Annotated in this window: 17 protein-coding genes, 2 pseudogenes and 1 riboswitch; of the genes and pseudogenes, 7 read left to right on the forward strand and 12 right to left on the reverse strand. The window is 68.4% G+C overall.

The window, feature by feature from the left end; all coding sequences use genetic code 11:
• From VHD82_RS21510 to metG, 6 genes are all read right to left on the reverse strand, one after another.
• On the reverse strand, positions 1-953 hold a 953-nt coding region (locus tag VHD82_RS21510), incomplete at its 3' end, for a hypothetical protein (RefSeq protein WP_325706652.1).
• A gap of 91 nt (positions 954-1,044) precedes the next feature.
• Positions 1,045-2,055 (reverse strand): methionine ABC transporter ATP-binding protein, encoded by a 1,011-nt coding sequence (locus VHD82_RS21515; protein WP_325706655.1) that lies wholly within the window; start codon positions 2,053-2,055, stop codon positions 1,045-1,047.
• Positions 2,056-2,259: 204 nt separating this feature from the next.
• Positions 2,260-2,347: riboswitch (SAM riboswitch) on the reverse strand.
• A 66-nt stretch (positions 2,348-2,413) separates the two neighbouring features.
• A complete protein-coding gene (gene rsmA / locus VHD82_RS21520) occupies positions 2,414-3,274 on the reverse strand; it encodes a 16S rRNA (adenine(1518)-N(6)/adenine(1519)-N(6))-dimethyltransferase RsmA (RefSeq protein ID WP_325706658.1) in 861 nt (286 codons plus the stop codon).
• Positions 3,275-3,338: 64 nt separating this feature from the next.
• Positions 3,339-4,745, reverse strand: a complete 1,407-nt coding sequence (locus VHD82_RS21525) for a resuscitation-promoting factor (protein ID WP_414637558.1) — start codon at positions 4,743-4,745, stop codon at positions 3,339-3,341.
• A 267-nt stretch (positions 4,746-5,012) separates the two neighbouring features.
• Entirely contained in the window at positions 5,013-5,819 is an 807-nt protein-coding gene (locus tag VHD82_RS21530) for a TatD family hydrolase (protein ID WP_325706664.1), read from the reverse strand.
• Positions 5,820-5,835: 16 nt separating this feature from the next.
• Positions 5,836-7,635 (reverse strand): methionine--tRNA ligase, encoded by a 1,800-nt coding sequence (gene metG, locus VHD82_RS21535; RefSeq protein WP_325706667.1) that lies wholly within the window; start codon positions 7,633-7,635, stop codon positions 5,836-5,838.
• 48 nt (positions 7,636-7,683) lie between these two features.
• Between metG and VHD82_RS21540 the strand changes: the two genes are divergently transcribed.
• The 3 genes from VHD82_RS21540 to VHD82_RS21550 all read left to right on the forward strand — a co-directional run bounded on the left by VHD82_RS21540 (position 7,684) and on the right by VHD82_RS21550 (position 10,097).
• The gene (locus VHD82_RS21540) at positions 7,684-8,268 is read left to right on the forward strand and encodes a PadR family transcriptional regulator (protein WP_325706670.1); all 585 of its coding nucleotides are present in this window, start codon (positions 7,684-7,686) and stop codon (positions 8,266-8,268) included.
• 82 nt (positions 8,269-8,350) lie between these two features.
• A complete protein-coding gene (locus tag VHD82_RS21545) occupies positions 8,351-9,340 on the forward strand; it encodes an ATP-binding cassette domain-containing protein (RefSeq protein ID WP_325706673.1) in 990 nt (329 codons plus the stop codon).
• Complete coding sequence (locus tag VHD82_RS21550) at positions 9,330-10,097, forward strand: ABC transporter permease (RefSeq protein WP_325706678.1); 768 nt, start codon at positions 9,330-9,332, stop codon at positions 10,095-10,097. The genes VHD82_RS21545 and VHD82_RS21550 overlap by 11 nt, the downstream gene beginning before the upstream one ends.
• Here VHD82_RS21550 and VHD82_RS21555 read toward each other — a convergent pair.
• The 3 genes and pseudogenes from VHD82_RS21555 to VHD82_RS21565 all read right to left on the reverse strand — a co-directional run.
• Positions 10,094-10,357, reverse strand: coding sequence for a hypothetical protein (locus VHD82_RS21555; RefSeq protein ID WP_325706831.1), 264 nt, complete (start codon positions 10,355-10,357; stop codon positions 10,094-10,096). The genes VHD82_RS21550 and VHD82_RS21555 overlap by 4 nt on opposite strands.
• Before the next feature lie 13 nt (positions 10,358-10,370).
• Positions 10,371-10,586: pseudogene (locus VHD82_RS21560) on the reverse strand (ABC transporter permease); the annotation flags it as partial.
• A 35-nt stretch (positions 10,587-10,621) separates the two neighbouring features.
• Positions 10,622-10,864 (reverse strand): annotated as a pseudogene (locus tag VHD82_RS21565) (ATP-binding cassette domain-containing protein); the annotation flags it as partial.
• A 54-nt stretch (positions 10,865-10,918) separates the two neighbouring features.
• Here VHD82_RS21565 and VHD82_RS21570 point away from each other — a divergent pair.
• Both VHD82_RS21570 and VHD82_RS21575 read left to right on the forward strand, forming a co-directional pair.
• A complete protein-coding gene (locus VHD82_RS21570) occupies positions 10,919-11,137 on the forward strand; it encodes a hypothetical protein (RefSeq protein WP_325706681.1) in 219 nt (72 codons plus the stop codon).
• 590 nt (positions 11,138-11,727) lie between these two features.
• Positions 11,728-12,342 carry a GH25 family lysozyme gene (locus VHD82_RS21575; protein ID WP_325706684.1) on the forward strand — a complete coding sequence of 205 codons (615 nt, stop codon included), beginning with the start codon at positions 11,728-11,730 and terminating at the stop codon, positions 12,340-12,342.
• Here VHD82_RS21575 and VHD82_RS21580 read toward each other — a convergent pair.
• The 3 genes from VHD82_RS21580 to VHD82_RS21590 all read right to left on the reverse strand — a co-directional run bounded on the left by VHD82_RS21580 (position 12,339) and on the right by VHD82_RS21590 (position 15,625).
• The gene (locus VHD82_RS21580) at positions 12,339-13,319 is read right to left on the reverse strand and encodes a DUF4185 domain-containing protein (RefSeq protein ID WP_414637555.1); all 981 of its coding nucleotides are present in this window, start codon (positions 13,317-13,319) and stop codon (positions 12,339-12,341) included. The genes VHD82_RS21575 and VHD82_RS21580 overlap by 4 nt on opposite strands.
• Before the next feature lie 63 nt (positions 13,320-13,382).
• Positions 13,383-14,039 carry a response regulator gene (locus tag VHD82_RS21585; RefSeq protein ID WP_325706690.1) on the reverse strand — a complete coding sequence of 219 codons (657 nt, stop codon included), beginning with the start codon at positions 14,037-14,039 and terminating at the stop codon, positions 13,383-13,385.
• Entirely contained in the window at positions 14,036-15,625 is a 1,590-nt protein-coding gene (locus VHD82_RS21590) for a sensor histidine kinase (protein WP_414637556.1), read from the reverse strand. The genes VHD82_RS21585 and VHD82_RS21590 overlap by 4 nt, the downstream gene beginning before the upstream one ends.
• Before the next feature lie 159 nt (positions 15,626-15,784).
• Here VHD82_RS21590 and VHD82_RS21595 point away from each other — a divergent pair, with 159 nt between their 5' ends.
• On the forward strand, positions 15,785-16,591 hold the full coding sequence (locus VHD82_RS21595) for an ABC transporter ATP-binding protein (protein ID WP_325706693.1): 807 nt from the start codon (positions 15,785-15,787) through the stop codon (positions 16,589-16,591).
• Positions 16,581-17,453, forward strand: a complete 873-nt coding sequence (locus VHD82_RS21600; RefSeq protein ID WP_325706696.1) for an ABC transporter permease — start codon at positions 16,581-16,583, stop codon at positions 17,451-17,453. Before VHD82_RS21595 ends, VHD82_RS21600 begins: the two co-directional genes overlap by 11 nt.
• Position 17,454 lies beyond the last annotated feature (1 nt).

Consider the following 17,454-nt stretch of genomic DNA (forward strand, 5'->3'; position numbering starts at 1 on the left):
GGGGCCCCCGGCTCGGTGTCGTTGGCGCCGTATACGGTCCCGTCCGGATCCACGGCCGTGAGGTCGGTTCCCTTGTCCCCGAAGCAGAAACCCTTCTTCGCCTGGAGATCGAAGGCCACCGGGCCCGCGATGAGGTAACGCCCGTCGACGGAGACCGCCGGTGTCGCACTGTCCTCGCCACGGCAGGGGACGGACGCGAGCACCTGGCCGCTGCGCATGTCGTGCACCGCCCAGATCTCGCCGGCCGGGGACGGCCACTCCGCGACCAGGGACGAGCCGTCCGGGGAACCGATTGCCTTGACGTCACCCGTGGTGGCACCGGCGGGCACGGCGTCGGCGGAAGACCAGCCGCCCGGCACGGAGAACGCGCCGTGCCCTTGCACCACCGGGCCGTTCGCGCTCGCGGCCACCACCTTCTGCTCGTACCGGGCCACCTGACCGCTCGCGGCGTCGAGCACCGCGGTTCCGCCGGCATAGTCGACGAGAACGCGCCCGTCCCGCTGCGCGGCGACGTCGTTGGCCTCGGGAGAGGCGAAATCCCGTTGTGCCGCAACGGAACCACCGGCCGAAGCCACGTCGTAGACGTAGGCGTGCGTCTTGCCGACGACGACCGCGTACTCCTTGCCGTTCTCGTTCGTGACGAACAGCCGCGCATCGGTTTCCGGCACGGGCGAACCGGTCCAGCGCGTGGCGCCGGTCTTCGCGTCCCGCGCCTCCACCTGCGCGGAGTCGCTTTTGTTGGCCAGCAACAGAATCAGCCCGGCCTGCGGTGCGAACGCCGGGTAGTCGAATTCGGTCGATTCGCTGCCTTCGACCATCCAGCCCTTGGTGTTGTCGAACGCCGCGGGCACGGCCTCGGGTGAAACCGTCGCGGCGACAGTGCTTTCCGGCGCCGGCTGCGGACCCGCGCCGGAACTGCACGCAGCGAGGGACACCGCCGTGACAGCCGCCAACGCCGCCACCCTGTACCCGACCACCGAGCCTCCGATCAAACGCCGAAGGCCGGTCCCGCCGAAACGGAACCGGCTTTATCGGAGCTTGAATCTAGGCCGCGACGCTCTTCGGACCCTCGACGGGGTGCGTGACGTGCGCTCCACGGTCGGCAATCCATGCCAACGCCGAATCGGCCTGCCTGCCGTTGACACCGACGCGGAACCGCGCGACCGGGGTGTCGCCGACGCGGGTCAGCCCGCCACCGATGGTCGAGAGCTCCACGTCGAACCGGCTGCCCGCCTCCGGCAGCAGCGCGCCCACAGCGGCGAAGCCGATCAGCACGACATCGGCGAAGCGGTCGTAGCCTGCCGACTGGGCGCGCGGGGTGTCGATCGCCGGGAGCAGCGTGTCGGCGGTGCGGCTGCCCGGATTGGACAGCAGGTCCAGCACACTGCCGTGCTCGACGACCCGGCCCGAGTCCAGCACCGCGACGTCGTCGCAGACGCGCCGCACCACGGCGGCGTCCTGGGTGGTCAGCAGGATCGTCACGCCCAGCTCGGCGCGCGCCCGGTCCAGCACCGTCAGCACGGCACCCGCTTCTTCCGCGTCGATGCCCGCCGTCGGGTCGTCCGCGAGCAGCACGGCGGGGCCGGCGGCCAGAGCGCGCCCGATGGCGACTCGGCGACGCTGACCTTCGGACAACTCGCTGGGCCGCTGCGCCGCGCGCTGGGTGAGACCGGCGAGGTCGAGCAGCCTGCCGACCCGGCTCCGCCGCTGCGGGCCGTCGACACCGAGCTGTTCGAGCGGGGCAGCGACGTTGCCGGCGGCGGTGCGCTCGGCGTGCAGCGGCTGGTTCGCGTCCAGCACCGCGAGCTGCCGGCGCACCTCACGCAATCGGCGGCCGTCCAGGCCCGCCGTATTGAGTCCGTCCAACCGCACGGTTCCGCGATCGGGTTTCTCCTGCAGCGCAACGCAACGGGCGAGGGTGGACTTGCCGCTGTTGCCGGGGCCGACGACGCCGTACAACGAGCCGGCACCGACCTCCAGGCTCACGTCGCGGAGCGCGAGTACAGGCTTTTTCTTGCCAGGGAAGGATTTGCTGAGGTTTTCGACAGTGATCACGAAGGCTCCACAGGACGGGCGCAGCCACTTCCGGGCGCGCCGACGGCGTCAGCGAGTGGACCGTCCGAAATAGACGGTCAGCGAAGAGTGCGGTACGAACTCGACTTGAGAAGAGAACGCTTCAGCGACGACACGCACAGACTGTGCGGCGGCACTCATCGACGACTCGGCGCCTGGTGAGCATTCGCGTGCGATACACAGAATCCTCCATCGATCCTGGCGGTAGCACCTGCCACGGGGGTGGTTGCTGCGACTTCGGCGAGCCAGGTCTCTCAGTCGCTCGGGATGGATACCTCTAGAAGTAGAACGGATGTACTGCGTTTCGCGCAAGGCCCGGGGTGCAGATCACACCCCAGAATCACACGGAAGGCGGCAAGTATTCACGTTCCGCTACCCGGGCGAACTCATCCACGGTAAGTTGCTCGCCGCGCGTAGTCGGTTCGACACCGGCCGCGCGCAGGATCTCCCCGGCGCGTTCGGCGGAGCCGGCCCAGCCGGCGAGCGCGGCCCGCAAAGTCTTGCGCCGCTGGGCAAACGCAGCGTCAACGACCCGGAACACACTGTCACGATCGACGGTGGCGGGCGGTTGTCCGGCCCGCTCGAAGGAAACCAGCGCCGAATCGACATTGGGCACCGGCCAGAACACCGCCCGCGGCACCGGCGCCACCTTGCGGGTCCGCCCGTACCACGCGAGCTTCACGCTCGGCACGCCGTAGGTCCGGCTGCCCGGCCCGGCGGCCATCCGGTCGGCCACCTCGGTCTGCACCATCACCAGTGCCCGCGCGAGCGAGGGCAGTTCGGCGAGCAGATGCAGCACCACCGGCACCGCGACGTTGTACGGCAGATTCGCGACCAAGGTGCTCGGCGGCGCGGGAAGTTCGTCCGCGCGGATCTTCAACGCGTCCCGCGTCAGCACGGTGAGCCGGGACGCCGCCTCAGGCGCCCGCTCCGCGACCGTGACGGGCAGGCGGCCGGCCAGCGTCGGATCGATCTCCACCGCCGTCACGTGCGCGCCGGAGGCCAGCAGCCCGAGCGTGAGCGACCCGAGCCCTGGCCCGACCTCCAGGACCGAATCCTGAGCGGTGACACCGGAAAGCTCCACGATCCGCCGGACCGTGTTGGGGTCGTGCACGAAGTTCTGGCCGAGTTTCTTGGTCGGCCGCACGTCCAGCTCGCTCGCCAGCCCACGGATCTCGGCCGGCCCGAGCAGTTGTGCCACGGCGGAAACTCTACCCAACCTCAGGCGCGGCCCCCGGTGGGCACCGCGCCGTCCGCTTGCCGGGTCAGGCCGCTCCGGCCTTCTTGGAACACACCGGCCACGCGCCCCAGCCCTGACCAGCCTGGACCTTCTCCGCGATCGCGATCTGCTCCGTACGGCTGGCCTGGTAGGCGTGCTGCGCGTACGCGCCGCCGCCGTAGGCGAGCCAGGTGCTGTTGGTGAACTGCAGGCCACCCTCGAAACCGTTGCCGGTGTTGGCGGCCCAGTTACCGGTGGACTCGCACTGCGCGATCTTGTCCCAGATCGCGGAGCCGCTGATCTCCGGCTCCTTGGTGCCGACCCGGATGATCTTCGGCTTGGCGTCGGTGAGCACCTTGACCGAAAGCTGCTCGCGGTTGGTCTCCTGGCCGTTCTTCTTGGTGATCCGGTAGGTGACCAGCTGCGTGCCCGGGGTGCCCGGGTCCTGCACGACCGTCTTGCCCGAGTCCAGGGTGTCGTCGTTGATCTTCTGGACCGGCGGGTCGATGGTCTCCTGCTGGTTGATCACGGAGACACCGGTGCGCGAGATGTGCACCTCGGCGCCGTTGGTGATCTTGAAGTCCAGCCCGCCGTCGACCTGGTCGTCCGGCCCGAGGGAAAGGTTCTGGTCCTTGAGGAACTCCGCCGCGGTGACCGCGTTGGTGCTCACCTGGTGCGGCGCGCTGTCGCCGTCGTAAACGGTGACCTGCTTGAGGGTCTTGACCTCGACGGTGGAGCCCTCGAGCGGGAGCTCGGCGTTCGGCGCCATCGAGAACCAGGCGCCCTGACCGAGCTGGCCGGAAACGCCGAGCTGGTCGAGCGCCTCCTGCACCGTCTCCGCGCGTACCCACGAGTCGCGGGCGACGCCGTCCACGATCAGGTTGAGGTGACGGCCGCGGTCGAGCTTGATGGTGCCGCCGTCGCCCACCGGCGCCTGCGGGGAGGGGGAGAGCGCGTCGTGCTCGCCGACGGTGACGCCGGCGTCCTCCAGGACCTCACCGACCGTCTTGCCGTAGCTGTGCACGGTCTGCGTGTGGCCGTCGACGTCGACGGTGACGCTCTTGTTCATCGCCAGCGCGGCCGCGCCGCCGCCGGTGATGCTGATCAGCAGCGCCAGGACCGAGCCGCGGAGGAACCGCTTCTTCCAGGTCTTGACCGCGGTGATCAGAGCCTTCTCGGGCTCGTCCTGCGCCTCGGCCGTCGCCGTCCGGTCCGCGGAAGCGGCGTCCGGGATGGCGATCGGGGGCAGCATCGTGGTCTCGGCGTTGATCAGCCGGATGAGCTCGTCGACGTCGAGCTCGGCCTCGGCCATCATCTCGTCGGCATCGGGACCGAGAACAGTGCGCACGTCGTGCTCGGTGATGGCCAGCTCGTCGGAGAAGTCCCAGTCCTCCTCCACCGACGGCCAGTCGAGCGTGCCGACCCCAGCGGAGGAGCCGTTGAACCAGCTCATCGTGTCGTCGTCAAGGCGCATGGTGGCCTGTCTACTAGCAGTCACAGCAGGTCGTTCCCTTTCGCACTAGCGGCATCCACAGTCGACGTCATCCCCGATCCCGACCTGCACTGACTTCGACTGCGGGATGTGCTGATCGATTAATCGAGCGGCACGATCACGGGACAGTAACGGGTCCTAGGGGGTTGCGCAAACACCCCCTGGAATCTCGTGACGTCCATCACTCCGCCGAGTGGTGCAAGCGCTTTCACGAATGTCGCAATCCGTTCAACTCGTTGTGACGGAAGGGAGTCGGAACACGCGTTCGGCGTTTCGGCAAGCCGCCGATGCGATTTCTTCGGTCTCCTGTTCGCGCAGCTCAGCGAGGTAGGCCACGGTGTAAGCCGTGCAGTAGGGCTCATTGGGCCTGCCGCGGAACGGATGCGGCGTAAGGAACGGAGCGTCCGTCTCGACCAGGAACTGGTCCAAAGGGACCAATTTCGCCGCCGCCTGCAGCTCGCGCGCGTTGCGGAAGGTCACTGTGCCCGCAAAGGACAAGACGTACCCCGCGTCGATACACCGGCGGGCAATCCCGGCATCACCGGAGAAACAGTGGAAGACCACCTGATCCGGTGCACCTTCCTCGGCCAGGATGCGCAGCACGTCCTCGTGTGCGTCCCGGTCGTGGATCATCAGCGGTTTGCCGACCCGCTTGGCGAGGTCGACATGCCAGCGGAACGCCTCCTGCTGGGCGTCGCGGGGCGAGTAGTCCCAGTAGTAGTCCAGACCGGTCTCACCGACCGCCACGACCCGCTCAGCGCGCGCCAGGCGCTCTATTCCGGACTGTTCCGCAGGGCCGAAATCCTTGGTACGAGTGGGATGTATCGCCACCGCCGCGAACACTCTGTTGTCCCATGTGGACGCTTCAGCGACCCAGCGGGCGGCGGCGAGATCGTCGGCGACCGTCACCACTCGGGTGACCCCGGCGGCCTCCGCGCGGTCGACCATCTCGGCCACGTCGGCCGCGGTGACCGCTCCGCACGCGTCGAGGTGGGTGTGCGAATCGACCACCGGGGCCGGCAGCCGCGCCGGCACCGGCGGTCGCTCCTTGTTATTCGCCACGCTCGATCGGCGCCCACTCCGGGCCGGTCTCGCCGAGCTTCGGGTCCAGCTTCGCGAACAGCGGGGTGGGCTTCGCCAGCGGCTTGCCCACCTCGATCGGCGTGGACTCCCAGCGCGCCTGCTCGGCCGCGTAGTCCCCGGTGATGATCGGGTTCGTCCGGCCGGGAATGTCGAGGTCCTCGACCTCCTGCAGCTCCGGCTGCGCCGCCCACACGCCCGTGCCGCCCAGCGCCTCGTGCACCTTCTGCGCCGAATGCGGCAGGAACGGGGTCAGCAGCGTGTTCGCGTCCGACACGACCTGCAGGGCGGTGTGCAGCACCGCGTCACGCCGCTCCGGGTCGTCCTTGAGCTTCCACGGCTCCTGGTCCGACAGGTACCGGTTCGCCGCCGTGACGACCCGCATCGCCTCACCGGCCGCGAGCTTGAACCGCGAACGGCGCAGGTGACCGCCCGCGGTGTCGAAAGCCTTGCGGGAGAGCGCCTTGAGCTCCTCGTCGGCGGGCGCGGGCTTCGCCGGCGCCGGGATCGCCCCGTTGTTCTTGTGCGCCATCGAGATGGAGCGGTTGACCAGGTTGCCCCACTCGTTGGCCAGCTCGAAGTTGGTCCGGCGGATGAACTCGTCCCAGGTGAAGTCCGTGTCCTGGGTTTCCGGGCCCGCCACGGAGATGAAGTAGCGCAACGTGTCCGGCCCGAACTCGCGCAGGAAATCGTGCACGTAGATGACCGTGCCGCGCGAGGTGGAGAACTTCGAGCCGCTCATGGTGAGGAACTCGCTCGAGACGATCTCGTCCGGCAGGTTCAGCTTGCCGTACGTGCCGAGCTCACCGCCGCGGTCGCCCGCGCCGTTGTGCCCGAGCAGCAGCGCGGGCCAGATCTGGGCGTGGAAGGTGATGTTGTCCTTGCCCATGAAGTAGTAGGCGCGCGCGTCGGGGTTGTTCCACCACTCCTGCCACGCGTCCGGCTGCCCGGTGCGGCGCGCCCACTCCACGCTCGCGGAGAAGTAGCCGATCACCGCGTCGAACCAGACGTAGAACCGCTTCAGCGGCTGATCGCGCCAGCCGTCCAGCGGGACCTTCACGCCCCAGTCCAGGTCGCGGGTGATCGGCCGGGGCCGCATGTCGTCGACAAGGTTCTTGGTGAACTTGAGGACGTTGGGCCGCCAGTCGGTGCGGGTGGACAGCCAGTTGCCCAGTGTCTCGGTGAACGCGGGCAGGTCGAGGAACAGGTGCTCGGTCTCGACGAACTTGGGCGTCTCGCCGTTGACCTTCGACTTCGGGTTGATCAGGTCGGTCGGGTCGAGCTGGTTGCCGCAGTTGTCGCACTGGTCGCCGCGCGCGCCGTCGTACCCGCAGATCGGGCAGGTGCCCTCGATATAACGGTCGGGCAGGGTGCGCCCGGTGGACGGGCTGATCGCGCCGGTGGTGGTCTTGGGCACGACGTAGCCGTTGCGGTACAGCGACAGGAAGATCTGCTGGGTGACCTCGGTGTGGTTGCCCGTGGTGGTCCGGGTGAACAGGTCGTAGCTCAGCCCGAGCCCTTGCAGGTCCGAGCCGATCTGGTGGGCGTACTTGTCCACCGTCTGCTGCGGGGTCAGCCCCTCGTTGTCCGCCTGGACGGTGATGGGCGTGCCGTGTTCGTCGGTACCGGAGACCATGAGCACCCGGTTGCCGGCCATTCGCTGGTAGCGCGAGAAGACGTCCGACGGGACGCCGAAACCGGACACGTGGCCGATGTGGCGGGGCCCGTTGGCATACGGCCAGGCCACCGCCGTCAACACATTGGTGCTCATGCTTTATTAGCGTACGGGGACTGTCAGGTCCGTTTTTGGGAGGTGCTGGTGTCGGCGACCCGGTTGCTCGTGCTCGGCGTCGTGCGGATGCACGGCAAGGCGCACGGCTATCAGGTTCGCCGCGATCTGCTCACGTGGTCGGCCGACAAATGGGCCAACGTGCAGCCCGGTTCGATCTACCACGCACTGAAGAAGATGACGGCCGAGAAGCTGCTGGAACAGGTGGACACCGAGCCGGGTTCCGGCCCGGACCGCGTCGCCTACCGGCTCACGAAGGACGGCGAGACCGAGTTCCGCGCCCTGCTCTGCCAGGCGCTGTCCGAGCCGGATCCCGGCGGGCACGAACGATCCGCGGCGATCGTGCTGATGACCGCCCTGCCGCGTGACCGGGTTGCCGGTCTCCTGCGGCAACAGCTGGTGAAGCTCGAAGCGGACGAGCGCACGGCCGAGCTGCTGGGAGCGGAAGGTGAGGACTCCGGGCAGCCAGAGCACGTGTCCGAGCTGTTCCGGCTGTGGCAGGTGCAGGCCGGGGCAAGCGTGCGCTGGCTGCGGGAGCTGATCGAACGCCTCGAAGCCGGGGAGTACCGGATGGCGGACGACCCCGGACGGTCATTCGGCGAACCTCCGGAGTAATCAAGTTTGACTACGCACCGATACTTCGAGATAGAGTTCGGGGCTCGCTAGTCAAGTTTGACTACAGGGGAAAGGGGATCCCATGATCAGGGCACGCGGTCTCGCGCGGAAGTTCACCGCGCGCGGCCGCACGGTCGACGCGGTCAAGGGTGTCGACATCGATGTCGCGGAAGGGGAGCTCGTCGGCTTCCTCGGCCCGAACGGGGCAGGCAAGACGACGACGCTGCGAATGCTCACCACACTGCTCCGGCCCACGGCTGGAGCAGCGACCGTCGGGGGTTGCGATCTGCTCGAGGACCCGCTCGGCGTCCGCAAGCGGATCGGGTATGTCGCACAGGGCGGCGGCGTCGCGGACGAATGCAAGGTGGTCGAGGAAATCGAACTGCAGGGCAGGCTCTACCGGCTTTCCAAGGCGGACGCACGGAAACGGGGCGCGGAGCTGACCGAGCAGCTCGACCTGTCCGGGCTGGACCAGCGGCTCACGAAAACGCTTTCCGGCGGTCAGAAACGGCGGCTGGACATCGCGCTGAGCCTGATCCACGACCCGAAACTGTTGTTCTTCGACGAGCCGACCACGGGGCTGGACCCGCAGAGCCGCGCGAACCTGTGGGAACACATCCGGCGGCTCCGCACCGAGCACGGCGTGACACTGTTCCTGACCACGCACTACCTCGAAGAAGCAGACTCGCTGTGCGACCGCATCCTGGTGATCGACAACGGCGAGATCGTCGCGGAGGGCAGCCCGGACTCGCTCAAGTCACGGGTGTCCGGCGACGGGGTGACCGTCGGCGTGGACGAGGGGTCCGTGGCGAAGGCCGCGGAGATCGCCGGGCAGCTGCCGGGCGCGCATGAAGTGACCACTTTGGACAGTGCGGTGACGTTCCGGGTACCGCGCGGGGACACCGCGATGCCGGAGCTGCTGCGCGCGCTGGACGCGGCGGGCATCGCGATGGCCTCGATGGAAGTGCGCCGCCCGACGCTGGACGACGTGTTCCTGACCCTGACCGGACGCAGCCTGCGCGACGCCGAAGTGGGCGCGCCGGAACGGAAGGAGGCCGCGAATGTTGCGTGACACCTGGCTGATCTTCCGCCGCGACCTCGCGCTCTCGCTGCGCAACCCGGCCTGGATCATGATCGGCATCATGCAGCCGGTGCTGTACCTGGTGCTGTTCGGGCCGCTGATGGAGAAGGTCGTCAACTCGACGCCGGGCTTCCCGCCGGGCAGCAGCTGGACCATCCTCACCCCGGCGCTGATCATCCAGCTCGCGTTGTTCAGCTCGTCGTTCGCCGGTTTCTCGCTGCTGGTGGACTATCGCAGCGGGGTGCTGGAACGGCTACGGGTCACCCCGGCCAGCCGGGTTGCGCTGCTGCTGGGCAAGGTGCTGAACAACTCGATCCAGGCGGTGGTGCAGGCGATCCTGATCACCGTGCTGGCGTACCTGGTATTCGGCCTGGACGCGCCGATCGGCGGGGTGCTGCTGAGCCTGGTCATCGTGGCGCTCACCGCGATCACGCTGTCCTCGGCTTCCTACGCGGTGGCGCTGACGATCAAGAGCGAGCAGGCTTTCCCCGCGTTGCTCAACGCCGTGCTGATGCCGTTGCTGCTGTTGTCCGGGATCCTGCTGCCGATCACCAGCATCCTGGCGCCGAACTGGCTGTACACGATCTCACGGATCAACCCGTTCACGCACGTGGTGGACGCCGAACGGGCCAGCTTCCGCGGGGACTACACGTTCGACGGGCTGATCTTCGGTGGGATCATCCTGCTGGTGATGGCCGTACTCGCGGTGTTCTGGGGAGCGCGCACCTTCCAGCGCGAGAACGCTTAGCCCGCCGGGAAACCACCTCCTTGGCCGCCGCCGGGACAGCCGCCTTGCTGCTGAGTCCGGCTTCCGTTCTGGGAAGGCTGAACGGAAGCCGGACCACTGCCGGTCGAGGTCGACCGGCCGGCCAACACCCCGCCGGCCACCAGCAGGACGGCGATCAGCAGCAGGGTGAGCTTCCCGATCGGCCTGCCCGCCTGCTCGATCTCGGCCGCGAGGTCCGGCCCGGAAACCGGTTCGGCGAGCAGCTCCTGGGTGCCGGTCAAGACAGGCTCCTTGTTCATGGCGCAGCGCGGCGGCGCGGTTGGCTGGGTAGCTGCCGAAGAACAGGCCGATCAGCACGGACACGGCGAACGCCGGCACGATCGACGAGGGCACCAGCACGGGTTTGCTCTAGACGATGGTGAGCCGGCTGCCGAGCACGCCACCGAGCAGGCTCAGCATGGTCGCCTCGGCGAGGAACTGGCCGAGGATCGCCCACCGGCACCAGCCGATCGTCGCCGCCGATGCGCCCGTCACTGAACCGGACCACGCGTTCGGCGTGCGCGGCGGCGCCGCCCGGAGTAGACCAGCGGAAGCTCCACATTGGACAGTGCACTGGTGCGCGCCACCAGGCTGAACGACTGGAAGACGAAGCCGATCTTCTGGTTGCGCAGCAGGCACAGCTGCCGCTCGTTCAGCGAGCCGACGGCGAACCCGTCGAGCCTGTACTGCCCGGCGGTCGGCGTGTCCAGGCAGCCGAGGACGTTGAGCATCGTCGACTTGCCGGAACCGGGCCCGGCATTCCGCCCTGCCCGCCGGTGCGGTTGCCGAGGTGTTGCTGCTTGGTGGTCGGCGTCAGAACGACGTTGGCGACGGTCGCCTTGATGCTGCTGTCCGGCAGCGCGTTCACCGTCGCGTCCTGGCCCGCCTTCACCCTGCTCACGTCAACCTCGGCGACCGAGGTCGTGACCACCATGCTCGGCATGTTCGTCAGCACGATGAACCCGCTGGAGCTGGAGGAGGTGGCACTGGAACCGGAACTGCCGGAGTTGCTGCCGGTCTGACCGGCCGCGCCGTTGATCGCGGTCACCGTGCCGTCGCCCGGCGCGGTCAGCACCGTCGCGGCCACAGCTTCCTGCGCTTGTTCCAGCGCCAGTTCCGCCTGATCGACCTTCGACTCCAGGGAGGTCGTGCTCTCGCTCTGCCCGCCCTGCGTGCTCGTGGACGACGCCGCGTTGTCGACGTTTTCCTGCGCGACCTCGAGATTGCTCTTCGCGACCTTCAGCTGCGCGTTGGCCTCGGTGACGTCCAGCGTCGCGAGTTTCTGACCCTTCGGAAGTCGACGTTCGCGGTGTAGCTGCTGGCGATGGTGCCGGAGGCGGAAACCGTCTCCGTGACATTGCCGCGGCTGACCGGTGTGCTGCGAGCCTGGGTCTGGCCGCTCACTTCCTCTGCCGGGGCGAACCCCGCGTAGATCCCGTAACCCGCACCGACCAGTAACAGTGCGAGGCCACCATTGATGATCCACGTTCGACGCCGTGTCGTGCGCTTCCTGTGGGTAAGTCCGGTTTCCGGTGTGCGTCAATCCCGCATCCAGGGCTTTTCGCACCTAGAGTGTCGGGAACGTGTTCACGGGGAGTGCGAAGGCGGAGGTTTGACCGAGGACGGTAACGAGCGAGGGATCAACCTGTCGCTGCACGCGACCGTGGCCGATTGGGCCGCGGTCCGGGCCGACGCTGTCCTGTTCGCGTCCATCACCGTCACCGAGAACGTCAACTGGAGCGACGCCGGCGCCGAGCAGCAGATCCTCGCCGCGCAACAGGCCGGCGTGCGCGCGGGAATCCGGCACTATGCCCGCCCCGGCGCCCCGCACGACCAGGCCGAACACTGCGTGCGCCTCGGCAAGCAGCTCGGCGTGTTCGGCCCCGGGGCGCTGGCGCCCGCGCTCGAGGTCGAGGCCGTTGGGGTGACGGACCGGTTCATCAAGGCGTGGATAAAAACGGTGCGCCAGGCCGCGGGGATCCGCCGGGTACTGGTCTACGCGGGTTACGAACACTGGCTGCACGAGCTGCACCCGGACAAGTGGGCCGACTCCGATGTGCTGCTGTGGGTGAGCCGGCACAACGGGATCCCGGGCAGGCCCGGCTGGTTCCACCCGCGCCTCGGCCTGCACCAGCACGACGCGGCGGACGACAAACCGGGCCTGCACGGTCCGATCGGGGTGGATTCCCTGGTCTACCCGTTCACCTTGGCGGACGTGCTGCTCTAGAAGTTCAGCCGGGTGCGCATGAGGAACACGTTGTACGGGCCCCATTGGGACATCAGGTAGTAGATGTCCGGCCCGTCGAGCGCCCACGGGTGCAGGTAACCGCCGTACAGCCCGGGGAACTGGCGGCCGGGGACGGCGATATGGCCCGGCGACCACGGGCCCTCAAGCCTGTCCGCGGTGTGCAGCAGGATCGCTCCGCCGGGGTCGTCGAGGTGCAGGGCCAGCCACTGTCCCAAGTGGACGTTGTAGGCGACGGACAGCTCGCCGACCGGTCCGCGGAGCACCGGCGTGGCGGCGAACTCGTCCCACGTCCAGCCCGATTCGGTGCGATATTCGTAGGCCGAGGCGTCCAGCAGCCGCGCGACGGGCGCCCGCGCGAGATAGGCGTCGCCGTGCCGCCCGTTCGTGGTGCCGAAGAGATAGACGTACTCACCCTCGTGGGCGAGCGCCGCCATCTGGAACGGATCGTCCCGCTCGGCCCGGTTGATCCAGCGGGAGCCCTGCGGTTTCGCCCAGCTCTCGCCACCATCGTCGGAGACCGCGATGCCAGAGTAGTTGGTGTGCCAATGGCCGGGCGGGCCCCATTCACGGACCGACATGTAGTGCACGTACTGGCGCCCGTCGATCGCGAGCCCGGAGTTGGGGATCACCGTGACCTCGTCCCGCCGCCCGTCGCGCGGGATCACCTGGCCCGCCATGCCGTCTTCCCGCGGTACGAAGCCGTCCAGCGTCAAGCCCTTGCTCAGCTCGCGCGTGGTCGAATAGCCGAGGACGTTGCACCGCCAGTCGGCGCTGTTGGGCCCGCCGCCGTCGCCACCCCAGCCCTCGCCGAAGGTGTCGCCGAACAACACGAACACGCGCCCGTCCCCGCCGTCCCACAGGATGCCGAGATCGGTCCCGTACACGGCGAACCGCTGGTCGGTGCGGTTTTCGGAATCCGCGCCGGTCACTTTCGCGATCAGTTCCGTTTCGAGCATGATCTCCATGATGGGTTCGGCAGCGCGGGGTTGCGAGTCGGAGCCTCGCGTCGGCAGCCTTTGTCAGTCCCGCCAAGAGTATTCGTGCTCCGGCCGTCCCGTCGCCCCGTAGCGCAGCCGCATCTCGATCGTGCCCGCCTCAGCCAGCGCGGTGAGATACCGCTGCGCCGTCGCACGGGCGACGCCCAGCTCGCCGGCCACCTCCGCGGCGGACAACGGCCGCGCGGCCTGGCGCAGCTGATCAGCCACCAGGCGTGCGGTGGCGCTCGACTGGCCTTTCGGCGCGGCCGCCCGGTCGTGCTCGTGCGGCAGCCGGAACGCGCGATCGACCTCCTCCTGCGCCAGGTTCCGGTCCTCCCCGAGGAACTGCCGGTACCTGGCATACGCGGTCAGGCGCTCGGCGAACTGGCGCGTGGTGAACGGTTTGATCAGGTAGTTCACCGCCCCCGCCCGCAGCGCCACGCGGACCGAGCGGGTGTCGGTGGCTGCGGAGAGGACGATCGCGTCGGTCTGCAGTTCGCCCAGCAAGGCGAGCCCGGATTCGTCGGGCAGGTACACGTCCAGCAGCACCAGGTCCGGCGTCAGCTCCCGGACCCGCGCCCGCGCTTCGGCGGCCGTGTGCGCGGTGCCGACCACGGCGAACCCCGGCACCTCCTCGACGAAACCGGCGTGCACCCCGGCCACGCGGAAATCGTCGTCCACGATGAGCGTGCGAATCACGAATCCCCCTCCAGTAAACCCGGCAGCGCGGCCACGAACAGCGCACCCCGGTCAGCACCGCCGGCGTCCGCCAGCCAAACATCCCCGCCCCTGGCCGTCGCCGCTTGTCGCGCCAGCGCCAGGCCGAGCCCGTGCCCTGGGGACAGTTTCGTGGACACGCCCTCGTCGAACACCCGCAACTCCGCGGAAACCCCGGCCCCACTGTCCACAACGGACATATGCAGCGTGGCACCCTCCGCGAGCAGCGCGACCTCGACCCAGGCCGGCCGTCGGGTACCCATCCGCGCCGCGTGGACGGCGTTGTCCAGCAGGTTGCCGAGCACCGTGTTCGCGGCGATCGGATCCGTCACGGCGGACGGTACCCAGGAATCGTCCGACAGCTCCAGGCGCACGCCCTTCTCCTGCGCCTGCTCGATTTTCGCCGCCAGCAAAGCCTGCAGGTACGGATCGCGCACCGAATCGCCGACCACGCCCGAGCTGCCGATGGACGTGTCGGTGAGCGTCTGCAGGTACTCGATCGCCTCGCCGTTGTGCCCCAGCTGCAACAGCCCGGACAGCGTGTGCAGCCGGTTGCTGAACTCGTGCCGCTGCGCGCGCAGACCGTCCGAAAGCGACCGCACCGCGTCGAGTTCCCTGGTCAGCGTGTCGAGATCGGTGCGATCCCGGAACGTGAGGACCGTGCCGAGGTCCCGGTCATCCCTGGTCACCGCGCGCGAGTTGACCACCAGCACCCGGTTTCCGGCCACCGCGAGCAGGTTGTCCACCGGCTGCCGGTCTTCGACGGCCTTCCCGAGCCTCGGCGAGAGGTCCAGTTCGGACACTTGAGCGCCGACGGGCAACTGCTTGCCCAGCAACCGTTCCGCCTCGTCGTTGCGTGCCGAGACCCGGCCGCGCGCGTCCACCGCGAGCATGCCCTCGCCGATCCCGTGCAGCACCGCCTCGCGTTCGTAGAGCAGCTCCGTCAGCTCGCGAGGTTCGAGCCCGTGCGTCAGCCGGTTCAAACGGCGGGTCAACAGCGCCGAAGCGCCGACACCGAGCGCGAGCGCCCCGGCCGCGAAAGCCATGCTGAGCAGCAACAATCGCACGAGTTCGTCCACCGGGGCGCCGATCTCGAAGCCGACGCTGACCTCCCCGGCCACCCGATCACCGGACCACACCGGCGTCTTGCTGCGCACGGACAGCCCGAGCGTGCCCGCCTGCACGGAACTCACGACCTCGTTGCCCGCCAACGCTTCCGTCGGGTCGGTGCTCACGGGTTTGCCGATCTGCGTCGGGTCAGGATGCGCGAGCCGGATCCCGTTGTCGTCGGTGATCACCACGAACAGCGCGTGGGCCCGCACGGTCACGGCCTGGACCCGCTGCTCGAGTTCGCCCGCCGGCCGCCGGTCCGCGACGTCCTGGACCACCACCGGGTCGACCGCCACCGAGCGCGCGATGGCCAGCGCACGTTCGCCGTACTGGTCACGCAGCGTGGCCCACAGCAGCCAGCCCACGAGCGCGAATCCCACCACGAGCAGCAGCAGAACCACGCCGATCTGCAGGATCAGGATCTGGCGGGAGAACCGCATCCGGCGGAAGTCGAGCATGGTGCAAGACCATACGCGCTGGTCAAGACCTTGCACAGAATGCGCAAAACGCGGACAACGAGCAGTGCCCACGCGAAACGCGGACAAGCTTCACCTGAGCTTCACCCGATCCTACGGTTCAGCCAGCAACGCGAGCCCCTGTGACGAAGGAGTCACCCGATGGCCCCACCACTGATCGAACTGATCGGTGCCACCAAAAGGTTCCCGAGCGGGAACGGTTCGGTGCACACCGCGGTCCGCGATCTCACCCTCAGCGTGTCCCCCGGCGAGTTCGTCGCCGTCGTCGGCCCGACCGGCTGCGGCAAGTCCACCGCGCTTTCCCTGGTTTCCGGTCTGCAGCCGGCTTCCGCGGGTGAGGTCCGGGTGCACGGCGAGCTCGTGAAGTCCATTCCGGACGGTGTCGGTTACATGTTCCAGAACGACGCCGTGATGCCGTGGCGTTCGGTACTGGACAACGTGGCCTCCGGGCCGCGATTCCGTGGCGCGAGCAAGTCCGCGGCACGCCGCCAGGCCGCCGACTGGATCGAGCGCGTCGGACTCGCCGGGTTCGAAAAGTACTACCCACACCAGCTTTCCGGCGGGATGCGCAAACGCGTCGCACTCGCACAGACGCTGGTGACGAGCCCCCGGATCCTGCTGATGGACGAGCCGTTCTCGGCGCTGGACGTGCAGACGCGTGCGCTGATGCAGGACGAGCTCCTGCGCCTGTGGTCGGGCAGCGACGCGGCGGTCATCTTCGTGACGCACGACCTGGACGAAGCGATTGCCTTGGCGGACAAGGTGATCGTGATGACCGCCAGCCCGGCGACGGTCAAGGACGTGTTCGACGTTCCGCTGTCCCGGCCGCGCAAAGTGGAGGAACTGCGGCTGACCGAGGAGTTCCTGACGATCTACCGCGAAGTGTGGGAATCCCTGCGCACCGAGGTGGACAAGGCCCGCGAAAGGGGTGCTTCCCGTGTCGCTTGATCTCGCCACCGAGGCGCGCGTCTTCGAGTCCGAAAAGGACATTCTCGATCGGCAGCGCAGGACCGACCGCCGTCGCAAGCTGAACACCTGGCTGCTGCGGCTGGGCATCCTGGTGGTCTGGCTGGGCAGCTGGGAGCTGACCGCCACCTACTGGATCGACCCGTTCTTCTACTCGAAGCCCTCGAAGATCGTCGAGCGGCTCGTCGAGTGGTTCACCCAGGGCACCGACTTCGGCCCGATCTGGTACCAGATCTGGGTCACGGTCGAAGAAGCGTTGCTGGGCTTGGTGCTCGGTGTTGTCGCCGGCGTGCTGGTCGGTGTGCTGCTCGGCCGCAGCCGGTATCTGGCTGACGTGCTCGCCCCGTTCGTCAAGGGCGCCAACGCATTGCCGCGGATCGTGCTCGCCGCGCTGTTCTTCATCTGGTTCGGCATCGGGCTGTCGTCGAAGGTCGCGACCGCGTTCGTGCTGGTGTTCTTCGCGGTGTTCTTCAACGCCTTCACCGGTGCACGCGAGGTGGACCGCAATGTGATCGACAACGCGCGCATCCTCGGCGCCAGCCGGATGCAGGTGCTGACCTCGATCGTGTTGCCCAGCGCCACTTCCTGGATCCTGTCCTCCCTGCACACCGCCCTCGGCTTCGCGCTGATCGGCGCCGTGGTCGGCGAGTACACCGGCGCGCAGGCCGGGCTCGGGTTCCTGATCGCCAACGCGCAGGGCACGTTCGACGCGGCGGGCATCTACGCCGGGATGATCATCATCACCGTCGTCGCGCTGGCGGCGGAGTTCCTCATCGGGCAGGCGGAAAACCGGCTTCTGCGCTGGCGGCCGGCACCCGGCGGCTCGGCGGCGAGCGTGATCTGAC

The sequence above is a fragment of the Amycolatopsis sp. genome, assembly GCF_035546795.1.
In the GTDB taxonomy this organism is placed as follows: domain Bacteria; phylum Actinomycetota; class Actinomycetes; order Mycobacteriales; family Pseudonocardiaceae; genus Amycolatopsis_E.